Genomic DNA, 13916 nt, shown 5'->3' with positions numbered 1-13916 from the left:
TCTGCCAGATTGCCGGCCAGTGGCCGGCACCGCCACATCAGTGGGCCGGCACGACCTGGGCACTGCCCACCGGATTGCGCGGGTCGCTGCCGCCGAACAGCTTGTTCGCCTTGCGGTCCCATTCCACGGTCTGCAGGTTGCCCCACACGTGGCTGGAACCGCGACCGCCGGCGGCGACATTGCCCGGCAGGTCGATCCTGTGGCCCATCGCCTGCAGCTGCTTCACCGTCGCCGCGTCGAACGCATCGTCCTCGGCTTCGATCAGATCCGGCAGCCACTGGTGGTGGTAGCGCGGCAGCGCGGCAACCTGCTGCGCGTCCAGGCCGGCGTCGTAGCCGAGGATGCCCAGCAGCACCATGGTGATGATGCGGCTGCCACCCGGCGTGCCCAGCACGATCACCTTGTCGCTGTTTTCCATGAAGGTCGGCGTCATCGAGCTGAGCATGCGCTTGCCCGGCTTCGGCGCATTGGCCTCGTAGCCCATCACGCCGAAGGCATTGGGCGTACCCGGCTTCAGCGCGAAATCGTCCATCTCGTTGTTCAGCAGCACGCCGGTGCCCTTGGGAATGAGCCCCGAGCCGTACAGCAGGTTGACGGTCTGGGTGGCGCCGACGCGGTTGCCGTCGCGGTCGATGATCGAGAAGTGCGTGGTCTCGTCGTCTTCCAGCGGCGTCGGATTGCCCGACAGCAGGTCGCTGGGCGTGGCCTTCTCCGGATGGATGGTCGCGCGCAGGCCCTGTGCGTAGTCCTTGCTGGTCAGCACCTTCTGCGGGATCTGCACGAAGTCCGGATCGCCGAGGAAGAACGTACGGTCGCGGTAGGCACGGCGCATCGACTCCACCACCAGGTGGGTGCGGTGCGCCGGGTCCATCTTCCTGATGTCCCAGCCTTCCAGGATCTGCAGCATGCTGGCCAGCGCGATGCCACCCGACGACGGCGGCGGCGCGGTGGTGATCTTCCAGCCGTTGTAGTTGAACACGATCGGCTCGCGCTGCTTCACGCGGTAGCCGGCCAGCTCTTCAGCGGTCCACTTGCCGCCGGCCTGCTTGACGCCGGCCAGCAGCAGCTTTCCGGTCTGGCCCTTGTAGAAGCCATCGAAGCCACCTGCGGCCAGGCGCTCCAGCGTCTGCGCCAGCTCCGGCTGCCTGAACAGGTCACCGCTGGCGATCGGCTTGCCGTTGCGCAGATAGACTTCACGCGTGCCGGGATAGCGCTCCATCACTTCACGGCGCGACGCATAGCCCTTGGCCATGCGGTCGTACACCGGGAAGCCTTCGCGCGCGATGCGGATCGCCGGCTGCAGCGATGCAGACAGCGGCAGCTTGCCGTGCCGGGCCGACAGTTCGACCAGCGCTGCGGGCAGGCCGGGAATACCCGCCGACCACGCACCGTTGACCGAGCGGTCGCGGTCCAGGTTGCCCTGCTTGTCGAGGAAGGCCTGCGGCGTGGCCGCCGCCGGTGCGGTCTCGCGTGCATCCAGCATCACGTCCTTGCCGGTGGCCGCGTCGTGCAGAAGGAAGAAGCCGCCGCCGCCGAGTCCGGAACTGATCGGCTCGACCACCGCCAGCGTGGACGAGACCGCCACCGCAGCGTCGAAGGCGTTGCCGCCCTGCGCCAGGATATCGATACCGGCCTGGGTGGCCAGCGCGTGGCCGCTGGCAATGGCTGCGCCGTCGGGGCGCTCGGCACGGGCCGGGCTGTCGGCCCAGGCCATCGGGCTCAGCAGCAGGCCGAGCAGCAACAGGGGGCGGACGATCAGCGTCTTCATTCGGATGGGGGCTCCGCATAGAGTTCGGGGTGATCGTGCTGCAGCTGGCGCAGCTTGGCCAGCAGCTGGTCTTCCGTTTCCACGATCTCCGGATCCGGGTCGATGCACTCGACCGGGCAGACGACCACGCACTGTGGCTCGTCGAAATGACCCACGCATTCGGTGCAGCGCGCAGGGTCGATCACGTAGATGGTTTCACCCATCGCAATGGCCTGGTTCGGGCAGGCCGGCTCGCAGACGTCGCAGTTGACGCAGAGCTCGTTGATTTTCAGCGACATGGCGATACTCCTCGCCCGCGCCTTGGGACAAAGGACCGGCCAGCGCGGGCGCGCGGGCCGGTCAGGTCATCAGCGGCGCCCTGGCAGGACGCCGCCCGGGCCATGCCGGAGCATGGCCGCCATGGCTCGGTATTACTTGGCTTCGACGAAAATGTACTCGGCACCGGTCGGCTGGATCGCAGCCTGCACGCGGGCGTTGTCGGCCGACTGGCCGATGAAGACGACGCGCACGCCCTTCATCGAATCCGGCGACACGTCCTTGAACACGGCCTGGATCATGTCAGCCATCTTGCCCGAGGCCGACGAACCAAAGGCCAGCATGTTGCCCGGCTGCACGCCACGGGCCACGGCCTGGGTCGCGCTCTCGGTCTGGCGCTCGTACTTGGCCTGGAAGTCCGGGTCCGATTCCGGGGAGAGGTAATACAGGAACGGGCTGTTGGTGATGTTGCCCATGTTCTGGATCGCCACTTCCTGCAGGTACTTCTTCCAGCCGGCATCGTCGTCCTTGGACGGAGCGACCAGGGCCTGCTTGGCCTCGTCGACCGGAGCGGCCTCTTCCTTCTTGCAGGCGGTGAAGGCCAGGGCCAACGAAGCGATCAGCATCGCGCGCATGGTGGTGTTCATGGATTTCCTCCCGGAATGGTGCGTGGTGTTGTACGTAATGGGGTGCAGGTACGGCGGGCTTACGACTGTGACGCCTTCGCTTCGCGGACCTTGCGCAGGGCTTCGAGCACCGCGGCCGGCACGAAACCGGACACGTCGCCGCCCAGGCGCGCGATCTCGCGGACCAGCGAGGACGAAATGAAGCTGTGCTGCTCGGCCGGGGTCAGGAACAGGGTCTCGACCTCGGGGATCAGGTGGCGGTTCATGCTGGCCATCTGGAACTCGTACTCGAAGTCGGACACCGCGCGCAGGCCGCGCAGCAGCACCCCGCCCTGGACCGAACGTACGAAATGGGCCAGCAGGGTATCGAAGCCGATGACTTCGACATTGCCATGGTGGGCCAGGGCGCCACGCGCCAGCTGCACGCGCTGTTCCAGCGGCAGCGCCGGGCCCTTCGACGGGCTCTGCGCCACGCCGACCACGACCTTTTCGAACAGCGGCGCGGCCCGGCTCACAAGGTCGATGTGACCGTTGGTGATCGGGTCGAACGTGCCGGGATAGACGGCAATGCGGCGGTTGGCCACGGTCATGGGCGGTAGCAGATGTTCAGATGAGGTCAAAGTGTAGCAGTGGCACGGCGGTACAGGGCAAAGCGCACCTCACGGGTGCCGCCCTCGCGGTGCAGCAGCCAGCCCTGCGGCAGCACCGGCACGTGGCCGGCCGGCGATTCCAGGTACAGCCAGGCATCGGCTGCCAGGTGCCGCGGCAGCTGGGCCAGCACGTCCTGCCACAGGCCATCGGCGAATGGCGGGTCGATGAACACCAGATCGGCCTGCTGCGCCTGCGCACCCTGCAGCCAGCGCAGGGCATCTGCCTGCACGACGCTGATCTGGTCGCTGGCCTGCAGCTTGGCCACGGCGGCGGTCAGGTTGCGTCCCAGCTGCGCATCGCGCTCGACCAGGGTGGCGTGGGCGGCACCGCGCGAGACGGCTTCCAGCCCCAATGCGCCGCTGCCTGCGAACAGGTCCAGGACGCGGGCCCCGCCCAGCTTGGGCATCAGCCAGTTGAACAGGGTCTCGCGCACACGGTCGCTGCTGGGCCGAAGCCCCGGCAGGGTCGGCACCGGCAAGCGGGTATTGCGCCAGCGACCGCCGATGATGCGGACCTGGCCGTCGTTGCCCCCACGGCCGCTCATTGGCGCCCCCGGCGGGAGGTATTCAAGAATTTCAGCATGAGTGGGATTGTAGTTCGGCCGGCCCGCGGCCGGGGACGCGCCAACGCATGCGCACTGTCGCTCCCACGCTTCGCTGCGCGAAACGCGGGCCCCACTTACCAGCTTCCATACCCCCGCCGCTTCGCGGCCGCCCCCTGACTCAGGGGGCTCTACCCCAGACGCGATCCGATGCTCGACATGCAGGCGGGGTCAGATCCGTTTTCCTGCGGAAAACGGATCTGACCCTGGTTTGGATTTCGATATCTGAGAGATTCCATCCACGCATGGCGTGGATCTACTGGCCGCCGGCCAACTATCGAAGGCGGGGCGGTGTCGGATTGCGCGGTGTCCGCGGCATGGATGCCGCGGCCAAGCCCCCAAGGACGGGTTCACGGCGTCCCCGCAATCCGACACCGCCCCGCCATCCCACGGATAGCCCGCTGTTGCTTCGGCTGTTGCTCTGGCCTCTGCGGGTGCCGGGCGCAGCCCGGCCGAACAACCCCTTGATTTCAGGACAATCACCCCTACCCCTTGGCGAGGCCGCACGCGCTGGCGCGGCATTGCACATGGAGCCCTATCGATGACCGAGACCACCCAGACCGAAACCCTTGGCTTCCAGACCGAAGTCAAGCAACTGCTGCAGCTGATGATCCACTCGCTGTACTCCAACAAGGAAATCTTCCTGCGCGAGCTGGTCTCCAACGCTGCCGACGCCGCCGACAAGCTACGCTTCGAGGCCCTGACCCAGCCGGCGCTGCTGGAAGGCGACAGCGAGCTGCGCGTGCGCGTCAGCTTCGACGCCGCCGCCCACACCATCACCATCGAAGACAACGGCATTGGCATGAGCCGCGCCGAAGCCATCGCCCACCTCGGCACCATCGCCAAGTCCGGCACCGGCGACTTCCTGCGGCAACTGTCCGGCGACCAGAAGAAGGATTCGCAGCTGATCGGCCAGTTCGGCGTCGGCTTCTACAGCGCTTTCATCGTCGCCGACGAAGTGGAAGTGACCTCGCGCCGCGCTGGCCTGGCTGCGGCCGAAGGCGTGCGCTGGACCTCGCGTGGCGAAGGCGATTTCGAAGTGGCCACCGTCGACAAGGCAGAGCGCGGTACCCGCATCGTGCTGCACCTGAAGGACGGCGAGCACGACTTCGCCGATGGCTGGCGCCTGCGCAGCATCCTCAAGAAGTACTCGGACCACATCGGTCTGCCGATCCAGATGCCGAAGGAAGGTGGCGAAGAAGGCGCCACCGTCGAGTGGGAGACCGTCAACCGCGCCAGCGCGCTGTGGACCCGCCCGCGCACCGAGATCAGCGACGCCGAGTACACCGAGTTCTACAAGCACGTAGCGCACGACCATAGCGACCCGCTGGCGTGGAGCCACAACAAGGTCGAGGGCAAGCTGGAGTACACCTCGCTGCTGTACGTGCCCGGCCGCGCGCCGTTCGACCTGTACCACCGCGATGCGCCCAAGGGCCTGAAACTGTACGTGCAGCGCGTGTTCGTGATGGACCAGGCCGAGCAGTTCCTGCCGCTGTACCTGCGCTTCATCAAGGGCGTGGTCGATTCCAACGACCTGTCGCTGAACGTCTCGCGCGAGATCCTGCAGTCCGGCCCGGTCATCGATTCGATGAAATCGGCGCTGACCAAGCGTTCGCTGGACATGCTGGAGAAGCTGGCCACCGACAAGCCCGAGCAGTACGCCACGTTCTGGAAGGAGTTCGGCCAGGTGCTGAAGGAAGGCCCGGCCGAGGACTACAACAACCGCGAGAAGGTGGCCGGCCTGCTGCGCTTCGCCTCCACCCGTGGCGACGGCGATGCGCAGAGCGTGTCGCTGGCCGATTACATCGGCCGCATGACCGAAGGCCAGGACAAGATCTACTACCTCACCGGCGAGAGCTACAGCCAGGTGCGCAACAGTCCGCACCTGGAAGTGTTCCGCAAGAAGGGCGTGGAAGTGCTGCTGCTGACCGACCGCATCGACGAGTGGCTGATGGGCTACCTGACCGATTTCGACGGCAAGGGCTTCGTCGACATCGCCCGTGGCGATCTCGACCTGGGCGCACTGGAAACCGATGCGGACAAGCAGGCACAGGAAGCGGCAGCAAAGGACAAGCAGGGCCTGGTCGAGCGGCTCAAGACGGTCCTGGGTGACGAAGTGGCCGAGGTGCGCGTGTCGCACCGCCTGACCGATTCGCCGGCGGTGCTGGCCATCGGCGAGCAGGACCTGGGCCTGCAGATGCGCCAGATCCTGGAAGCCAGCGGGCAGAAGGTGCCGGACAGCAAGCCGGTGCTGGAGATCAACCCGGGCCATCCGCTGATCGCCAAGCTCGACGCCGAAGCCGATGGCGCGCGCTTCGACGACCTCGGCCGGGTGCTGTTCGACCAGGCCGCGCTGGCCGCCGGTGACAGCCTGAAGGATCCGGGTGCCTATGTGGCGCGCCTGAACAAGCTGCTGCTGGAGCTGTCGGCCTGATCGAGGCGGTGGTCGCCGGGCATGGCCCAGCGGTGCCTTGGTAGAGGCCAACCTTGGTTGGCGCCCCAAAAGCGTGCCAACCAAGGTTGGCACCTGCCAGGGGGGGTAAGCATGCCAACCAGGGTTGGCACCCACCAGGGGCGGCGGTTCGCGCCTGCCGAGGGGGCTCAGGCTTCCCGATCCAGCAGCGAACCCAGCAACGGGTCCTGGCGGCGGATCACCGAGGCATTGGCGGCGAAGGCCACCACCTCGGCTTTCGCCGCCAGCAGATCTCCCAGCGGTGCACCGACATCAGCGCCGGCGGCAGTCACCGAGGCCTGCACCCCACCCTGTCCAGTGGCACCGCGCTGCAACTGCAGGCGCTGCGCATCGGGGGTGGCCAGATTGGCCACGTTGTGCGCTGCCACCTGCACGCCCTGCTGGGCCGCACGCATCCCGCCGAGGGCGATTCCCATCACGTTGTTCATGGCGGTCTCCGGGCCGCTCCGCGCAACCCTCCGGACCGGTTAACGGCCGGCCGGCCGCGACCTTGAGTCCACATCGGCCCGACAGGCCCGAGTGGTAGCATATCCCTCTGATTTCAGCGCCTTTTGCCAATGCTCAGTTTTTTCCGCCGCAAGAAGCCCCAGGATGCCCCCACCACGGAGGCCTCCAAGACCCAGCACTACTCGGCTGAAGAGCTGGCGGCGGCGTTCCCGTCGGCCGCCCCGGCCGAAGACGCACCCACCGCCGCGGTGGTCGAAGCCAATGCACCCGCACCTGCACCGGAATCGGCCCCGGTCGCCGAAGTGCCTGCCGTGCCAGCTGCGCAGCCGGCCACCGCGCCCGAGGACGTCCAGGCTGAAGCGCTCGCTGCGGCCGGTGTGCTGGCTCCTCTGGCTCCGGTCATTCCGGCCGAGGAACCCACCGCCCCGGCCACCGACCTGCCTGCGCTGGTGGATGCCCCTCCGGCGCCCGCCGGCAAGCCCGGCTGGCGCGAGCGCCTGCGCAACAGCGTCATCGCGCGCAGCTTCGGCGGCCTGTTCTCGCGCAACCCCAAGCTCGACGACGATCTGCTGGACGAGCTGGAAACCGCCCTGATCACCGCCGACGTCGGCGTGGGCGCCACCACCGATCTGGTCGAGGGCCTGCGCAAGCGCATGAAGTCGCGCGAGTTCACCGACGCCAATGCGCTGCTGGCCGCGCTGCGCGCCGAGCTGATCGCGATCCTGCAGCCGGTGGCCAAGCCGCTGGTGATCGACCGCAATGCCAAGCCCTTCGTAGTGCTCACCGTCGGCGTCAACGGCGTCGGCAAGACCACCACCATCGGCAAGCTGGCCAAGCGCTTCAAGGATGACGGCCACAGCCTGATGCTGGCTGCCGGCGATACCTTCCGCGCCGCCGCCGTGGCCCAGCTGCAGGCCTGGGGCGAGCGCAACGGCGTGGCCGTGGTTGCGCAGGGGCAGAACGCCGATGCCGCTTCGGTGGCATTCGACGCGCTGCAGGCCGGCAAGGCCCGCGGCACCTCGGTGCTGATCGCCGATACCGCCGGCCGCCTGCACACCCAGTCCGGGCTGATGAACGAGCTGGGCAAGATCCGCCGCGTGCTCGGCAAGATCGACCCCACCGCCCCGCACGAAGTGCTGATGGTGATCGACGGCACCACCGGCCAGAACGCGCTGTCGCAGCTGCGCCAGTTCAATGCCGCAGTGAACGTGACCGGCCTGGTGGTGACCAAGCTGGACGGCACCGCCAAGGGCGGCGTGGTGTTCGCACTGGCCCGCGAGTTCGGCATTCCGATCCGCTTCGCCGGCATTGGCGAGCGCCCGGAAGACCTGCGTGTATTCGACCCGGAAGCCTTCGTCGACGCCCTGCTGCCCGAAGCATTGGGCGCCTGATACACCGTGCAGCCACGCATGGCGTGGCTCTACTGCGATCTGGTAGAGCCACCCCATGGGTGGCTGCCTCCTTCCGGAACACTCATGCCCCGCCAGCCGCACGCCAGCGCCGACACTGCCAAGGAAGACGACTTCGTCGCCCGCCTGCTGCACTGGTTCGACGACCACGGTCGCCATGACCTGCCCTGGCAGCACCCGCGCAGCCCCTATCGGGTCTGGTTGTCGGAGATCATGCTGCAGCAGACCCAGGTGGCCACGGTCATCCCGTACTTCCATCGGTTCCTGCAGCACTTCCCAACCCTGCCCGAGCTCGCCGCCGCCAGCAATGACGCGGTGATGGCGCAGTGGGCCGGGCTCGGCTACTACGCCCGCGCACGCAACCTGCATGCCGCCGCAAAGCGCTGCGTGGAACTGCACGACGGCGACCTGCCGCGCGATTTCGATGCATTGCATGCCCTGCCCGGCATCGGCCGCAGCACCGCCGGTGCGATCCTCAGCCAGACATGGAACGATCGGTTCGCGATTCTCGACGGCAACGTCAAGCGCGTGCTCAGCCGCTACCACGGCATCGACGGCTTTCCCGGCCTGCCGGCCATCGAGAAACAACTGTGGGCGATTGCCCAGGCGCACGTCGCGCAGGTGCCGGCCGGGCGCATGGCCGATTACACCCAGGCGCAGATGGATCTGGGCGCGACGGTATGCAGCCGGGCCAAGCCGGCCTGCGTGATCTGCCCGCTGCAGGACGCGTGCGTGGCGCGGCGCGAAGGCCGCACCGCTGAACTGCCCACGCCCAAGCCCAGCAAGACCCTGCCCGAACGCGAAGCGGTCGCCCTGCTGCTGCGCGACGCCCAGCAACGCGTGCTGCTGCAGAAGCGGCCGGACACCGGCATCTGGGCGCAGCTGTGGACGCTGCCGCAGGCCGAGGCCGGCAGCGACCTGCAGGACTGGTTCGACGCACATGTCGACGGCTCGCTGGAAGATGCAGAGGAACTGCCGGTGCTGCAGCACACCTTCAGCCACTACAGGCTGCACCTGCAGGTATTGTCACGGAAGGTGCGCGGCCTGCGTGTGGAAGAACCCACGCTGCGCTGGGTCGCCAACGACGAGCTACCCGCATTGGGCCTGCCGGCACCGATCCGCAAATTGCTCGACGGCGCCACGATCAAGACGCCGAAACGAAATTCCAGCAAACCCCGTAACCACGAGTGAATGCCATGCCCCGAACCGTCTTCTGCCAGTACGAACAACGCGATGCCGAGGGCCTGGACTTCGTGCCCTACCCCGGCGAGCTGGGCCAGCGCATCTTCAACAACATCGGCAAGCAGGCCTGGGCCGCATGGCTGGCCCACCAGACCATGCTGATCAACGAGAACCGGCTGTCGCCGCGCACGCCGGAACATCGTGCGTTCCTTGAAGGCGAACTGGTCAAGTTCCTGTTCGAGAAGGACGCGGAAAAGCCGGCCGGCTTCACCCCGGAAGCCTGACAGGCAGGTCGTGCAGGCCGATGGCCGGCAATCTGGCATCTGCGCGATGCCGGCCAGCGGCCGGCACTACCGCGCTATTTCGCGTTTTCCTCGCGCTCCTGCACCTGCGCCTGGCGCAGCTTCTGCTCGGACGCGCGCAGCGCCTTCACATCCAGCTTGCGGATGCTGTTGATGAAGCACGGCAGGCGCGGGCCGCCGGTGGGGTCGCGCACCAGCACTTTGTCAAAGCGCGACGACACACGGCCCATGCTGCTGGTCAGACCGATGGCGGTCGCATACGGCAGGTCCTGGCAGGGACCATTCAACTCCAGCAGATAGGCTTCGCTGGGACGGGTCCACACCGCCAGCGCACTGTCGCCCAGCTCGGTCCAGCCATTGAGGCTGCCAAAGAACTGCATGTCGTTCTGCGGCGCGCCGGCGTGGGCACGGTACAGATCCAGTTTTTCGGTACTGCTGAGCCGGTCGGTCGTCGCACAGGCGGCCAGTGCCAGGCAGAGTCCGGCCATCAGGATCGGGGTCTTCATGGCGATCTCCTCGGGGAACTGTCGCCATCATGCGCCTGGCCTGGCAACGCCGGCGCGACGGCTCGCGCCCCATTCAGCCGCCGGTCGGCGGCTACTGGCCGGACCACGGTAGACGCCAACCTTGGTTGGCGCTTGCCCTGCAGGAGCAGCCGACCAAGGCCGGCCTCTACCAAAGCAGTCCCAGCGCTCAGACGTCGGCGTGGGCCAGCGCGTGCAGGCGCCCTTCGCGCAGCTCCAGCACCCGGTCCAGGCGCCGCGCCAGGCTGCGGTCGTGGGTCACCAGCACCAGGCTGGTATGGCGCGCGCGGTTGAGTTCCAGCATCAGCTCGAACACGGTGCCGGCGGTGCGGTCATCCAGGTTGCCGGTCGGCTCGTCGCCGAGCACGCAGGCGGGATGGTTGACCAGCGCACGCGCCACTGCGGCACGTTGGCGTTCGCCGCCGGACAGCTCGCCCGGCTTGTGGTCCAGGCGATGGCCGAGGCCGACCGCTTCCAGCAGCGTGGTCGCCCGGCTGCTCGCCTCGGCCACGGCGGTGCCGGCCAGCAGCACCGGCATCATCACGTTTTCCAGCGCGGTGAATTCCGGCAGCAGGTGATGAAACTGGTAGACGAAGCCCAGCGCCTGGTTGCGCAGCAGACCGCGCGCGGTATCCGACAGCGCCGACATGCGCTGGCCGGTCACATACACTTCGCCGGCAGTCGGAATGTCCAGGCCGCCCAGCAGGTGCAGCAGCGTGCTCTTGCCGGCACCGGAGGCACCGATGATCGCCACCGTCTCGCCAGCAGTCACGGTCAGGTCCAGCCCATCGAACACCGGCGTCTGCATGCGCCCTTCGGCATAGGTCTTGCCCAGCGCTTCGGCGCGGATCACTTCATCGCCGCGGTTGACGACCTTATTCATAACGCAGGGCCTCCGCCGGCTGGGTGCGTGCTGCCCGCCAGGCGGGATACAGGGTGGCCAGGAAGCTCATCAGCAGCGCGACCACTGTGATCGCCACCACGTCGCCGGTCTGCATGTCGGTCGGCAGGCCGGTGATGTAGTACACATCCTCCGGCAGCAGCTTGACGTTGAACACGCTCTCGATGGCGCCGAGGATGCGTTCCAGGTTGAGGGTCAGGGTGATGCCACCGATCAGGCCGGCCAGCGTGCCGAAGATGCCGATCAACGAGCCCTGCACCATGAACACCTGCATCACCCCGCCCGGGGTCAGGCCCAGGGTGCGCAGGATGGCAATGTCGGCCTGCTTGTCGGTCACCAGCATCACCTGCGAGGACACCAGGTTGAAGGCCCCCATGGCGACGATCAGCGACAGCAGGATGCCCATCACCACCTTCTCCATGCGCAGCGAGTGGTAGAGATTGGCGTTCTGCTGCGTCCAGTCACTCACGCGATAGGCGCCACCGAGGCTCTGCGCCAGGTCCACGCCCACTTCCAGCGAACGGTCCATGTCGTGCAGCTTCAGCCGCACGCCGGTGGCGCCGTCGCTACGCAGAACACGCTCCAGGTCCTGCATGTTGGCGAAGCCGACGCCGCGATCGACCTCGTTGTACCCGGCCTCGAAGATGCCGCTGACGGTGAAGCGCTTCATCCGTGGCACTGCACCGGCAGGCGTACCCTGCACTTCGGCAAAAGTCACCAGCACCTGGTCGCCAACGTCCACGCCCAGCCAGATCGCCAGCTCCTTGCCCAGCAGCAGGTTGAAGCTGCCCGGCTTGAGGCTGTCATAGCTGCCCTTGGTGACCTTCCTGTCGATCACCGAGACGTTCGGCTCCAGGGCCGGATCGATGCCCTGGATGATCGCACCCTGCACGCGCGGGCCGCTGATCATCGACTGGATCTCGATGTACGGCGCGGCACCCGCCACGCGCGGATCCTTGCGGGCGACATCGACCACGCGCATCCAGTCCGGCATCGGTTCACCGTCGCGGCTGATGGTGGTGTGTGCGGTCATCTGCAGCAGGCGACTGCGGATTTCCTTCTGGAAACCGCTCATCACCGCCAGAGTGGTGATCAGCACCGTAACGCCGAGCGCGATGCCCAGGATCGATGCCATCGAGATGAAGGAGATGAAGCCGTTGCGGCGCTTGGCGCGCAGGTAGCGCAGGCCAATGGCCACGGGAATGGGTTTGAACATGCAGGCACGCCGGTCAATTCAGCTTATGGTGCCATCGACCGGGGCTGACGGGAAACGCTGCGTGCGGCCACGGCCAGTCGCAGTTCACGTCGCTGCCCGGAATCGAGCACATCCGGCCAGAACAGCAGGCGCCGGCGGCGCCGATCCTCACACCACAGCAACAACAGCCATGGGCCACGCACCACCAGCCTTGGCGTATCGACGTCCCGCCCGGCCACCTGCAGTGGCCCGGGAAGCGGAGGCAGAAGCACCTGCACGCGCGGCCGGCGCTGGCGCCAGGCCAGTTCGGCCAACCCAACGCCCCAGGCCAGCAGCAGCGCGGGCATCAGCAGCCGCGCAGGCAGATCGGAGGCACGCAGCAACCAGGGGGCGGCCAGCAGCACCACGACCTGGGCGGCGGCCTGCAGCCGCGAGGGGCGCCACTCAAGGCTTGAGGGCGAGGATCTTCTGCATGAGGGGGATCGCGTGCGCATGCGGGCAGGCCTCATAGCCCATGAACCAGCGCCACAACTTATCGTCCTCGCAGTCGAGCAGGAACAGGAAAACCTCGCGCTCTTCGGTCGGCGCAGTGCGCCATTCGTGGTCCAGGTAGCGGCCAAACAGCTGGTCCAGTTCTCGCATGCCGCGGCGGCAGCGCCAGCGCAGCTTCTTCAGCAGGACATCGTCTTCCATCGTGCTTCTCCAGATACAGCAAAGCCACGCATGGCGTGGCTCTACTGGGTGGTGCAGCCTCGCGTGGCGTGGCTCCACCGGGTACTGCCAGGCCTGTATCAGGCGCGGCGCTCCATCATCAGCTTCTTGATCTCGGCGATCGCCAGCGCCGGGTTCAGGCCCTTCGGGCAGGTCCGGGCACAGTTCATGATGGTGTGGCAGCGGTACAGCTTGAACGGATCTTCCAGATCGTCCAGGCGCGCGCCGGTGTCCTCATCGCGCGAGTCGATGATCCAGCGATAGGCCTGCAGCAGGATCGCCGGGCCCAGGTAACGCTCGCCGTTCCACCAGTAGCTCGGGCAGCTGGTCGAGCAGCAGGCGCACAGGATGCACTCATACAGGCCGTCGAGCTTCTTGCGGTCTTCCGGCGACTGCAGGCGCTCACGGTCCGGCGGTGCCGGGGTCTGGGTGCGGATCCACGGCTTGATCGAGGCGTACTGCGCGTAGAAGTGGGTCAGGTCCGGAACCAGATCCTTGACCACGTTCATGTGCGGCAGCGGGTAGATCGGCACTTCCTTCTTGCCGCAGTCCGAGATGGCTCGGGTGCAGGCCAGGGTGTTGGTGCCGTCGATGTTCATCGCGCACGAACCACAGATGCCTTCGCGGCAGGAGCGGCGGAAGGTCAGGGTCGGGTCGATCTCGTTCTTGATCTTGATCAGGGCGTCCAAGACCATCGGGCCACAGGCGTCCAGATCGACTTCATAGGTATCGGTGCGCGGGTTGCTGTCGTCGTCCGGACTCCAGCGGTAGATCTTGAAGGTGCGCACATTCTTGCCGCCGTTCTTGACGGGGAAGTGCTTGCCCTTCGTGATCTTGGAATTCTTGGGGAGTGAAAACTCGGCCATGGCTG

16 protein-coding genes are annotated in these 13916 nt (G+C 67.0%); 4 read left to right on the top strand and 12 right to left on the bottom strand.

Annotated features, from left to right (window positions below; genetic code table 11):
* Positions 1–37: 37 nt before the first annotated feature.
* The 5 genes from ggt to rsmD form a co-directional block, all read right to left on the bottom strand.
* Positions 38–1768, bottom strand: coding sequence for a gamma-glutamyltransferase (gene ggt / locus DL544_RS08240; RefSeq protein ID WP_139726976.1), 1731 nt, complete (start codon positions 1766–1768; stop codon positions 38–40).
* Positions 1765–2046, bottom strand: a complete 282-nt coding sequence (locus DL544_RS08235) for a YfhL family 4Fe-4S dicluster ferredoxin (RefSeq protein WP_004153175.1) — start codon at positions 2044–2046, stop codon at positions 1765–1767. The genes ggt and DL544_RS08235 overlap by 4 nt, the downstream gene beginning before the upstream one ends.
* 132 nt (positions 2047–2178) lie before the next feature.
* Entirely contained in the window at positions 2179–2670 is a 492-nt protein-coding gene (locus tag DL544_RS08230) for a hypothetical protein (RefSeq protein ID WP_004153167.1), read from the bottom strand.
* Between the two features lie 59 nt (positions 2671–2729).
* On the bottom strand, positions 2730–3239 hold the full coding sequence (gene coaD, locus DL544_RS08225) for a pantetheine-phosphate adenylyltransferase (RefSeq protein WP_139726975.1): 510 nt from the start codon (positions 3237–3239) through the stop codon (positions 2730–2732).
* 26 nt (positions 3240–3265) lie between these two features.
* On the bottom strand, positions 3266–3844 hold the full coding sequence (gene rsmD, locus DL544_RS08220) for a 16S rRNA (guanine(966)-N(2))-methyltransferase RsmD (RefSeq protein WP_005416144.1): 579 nt from the start codon (positions 3842–3844) through the stop codon (positions 3266–3268).
* A gap of 598 nt (positions 3845–4442) precedes the next feature.
* On the opposite strand from rsmD, the gene htpG reads away from it, so the two are divergent.
* Positions 4443–6335: a molecular chaperone HtpG gene (gene htpG, locus DL544_RS08215; protein ID WP_065179421.1), complete on the top strand. Its 1893-nt coding sequence runs from the start codon at positions 4443–4445 to the stop codon at positions 6333–6335.
* A gap of 167 nt (positions 6336–6502) precedes the next feature.
* Here the strand turns inward: htpG and DL544_RS08210 are convergent, their stop codons facing one another.
* The gene (locus DL544_RS08210) at positions 6503–6802 is read right to left on the bottom strand and encodes a hypothetical protein (protein ID WP_065185205.1); all 300 of its coding nucleotides are present in this window, start codon (positions 6800–6802) and stop codon (positions 6503–6505) included.
* A gap of 129 nt (positions 6803–6931) precedes the next feature.
* On the opposite strand from DL544_RS08210, the gene ftsY reads away from it, so the two are divergent.
* The 3 genes from ftsY to DL544_RS08195 all read left to right on the top strand — a co-directional run bounded on the left by ftsY (position 6932) and on the right by DL544_RS08195 (position 9696).
* Positions 6932–8212: a signal recognition particle-docking protein FtsY gene (gene ftsY, locus DL544_RS08205; RefSeq protein ID WP_139726974.1), complete on the top strand. Its 1281-nt coding sequence runs from the start codon at positions 6932–6934 to the stop codon at positions 8210–8212.
* Positions 8213–8296: 84 nt separating this feature from the next.
* Positions 8297–9421, top strand: a complete 1125-nt coding sequence (mutY, locus tag DL544_RS08200; RefSeq protein ID WP_139726973.1) for an A/G-specific adenine glycosylase — start codon at positions 8297–8299, stop codon at positions 9419–9421.
* A 5-nt stretch (positions 9422–9426) separates the two neighbouring features.
* On the top strand, positions 9427–9696 hold the full coding sequence (locus DL544_RS08195; protein WP_014036808.1) for an oxidative damage protection protein: 270 nt from the start codon (positions 9427–9429) through the stop codon (positions 9694–9696).
* Between the two features lie 74 nt (positions 9697–9770).
* On the opposite strand, the gene DL544_RS08190 is transcribed toward DL544_RS08195, so the two are convergent.
* The 6 genes from DL544_RS08190 to DL544_RS08165 all read right to left on the bottom strand — a co-directional run bounded on the left by DL544_RS08190 (position 9771) and on the right by DL544_RS08165 (position 13911).
* Positions 9771–10220: a DUF6491 family protein gene (locus tag DL544_RS08190; protein WP_139726972.1), complete on the bottom strand. Its 450-nt coding sequence runs from the start codon at positions 10218–10220 to the stop codon at positions 9771–9773.
* 187 nt (positions 10221–10407) lie between these two features.
* Entirely contained in the window at positions 10408–11121 is a 714-nt protein-coding gene (gene lolD, locus DL544_RS08185; RefSeq protein WP_032954095.1) for a lipoprotein-releasing ABC transporter ATP-binding protein LolD, read from the bottom strand.
* A complete protein-coding gene (locus DL544_RS08180) occupies positions 11114–12355 on the bottom strand; it encodes a lipoprotein-releasing ABC transporter permease subunit (protein ID WP_139726971.1) in 1242 nt (413 codons plus the stop codon). The genes lolD and DL544_RS08180 overlap by 8 nt, the downstream gene beginning before the upstream one ends.
* Before the next feature lie 23 nt (positions 12356–12378).
* A complete protein-coding gene (locus tag DL544_RS08175) occupies positions 12379–12828 on the bottom strand; it encodes a hypothetical protein (protein WP_065195829.1) in 450 nt (149 codons plus the stop codon).
* A complete protein-coding gene (locus DL544_RS08170; RefSeq protein ID WP_005416134.1) occupies positions 12779–13027 on the bottom strand; it encodes an FAD assembly factor SdhE in 249 nt (82 codons plus the stop codon). Before DL544_RS08170 ends, DL544_RS08175 begins: the two co-directional genes overlap by 50 nt.
* A 98-nt stretch (positions 13028–13125) precedes the next feature.
* The gene (locus tag DL544_RS08165; RefSeq protein ID WP_005409079.1) at positions 13126–13911 is read right to left on the bottom strand and encodes a succinate dehydrogenase iron-sulfur subunit; all 786 of its coding nucleotides are present in this window, start codon (positions 13909–13911) and stop codon (positions 13126–13128) included.
* Between the last annotated feature and the right edge of the window lie 5 nt (positions 13912–13916).

Origin of the sequence: Stenotrophomonas sp. pho (genome assembly GCF_006228405.1) — a bacterium.
GTDB classification, from domain to species: domain Bacteria; phylum Pseudomonadota; class Gammaproteobacteria; order Xanthomonadales; family Xanthomonadaceae; genus Stenotrophomonas; species Stenotrophomonas sepilia.
The sequence above is the reverse complement of the archived record's forward strand: the minus strand, read 5'-3'. Positions and strand labels throughout refer to the sequence as shown.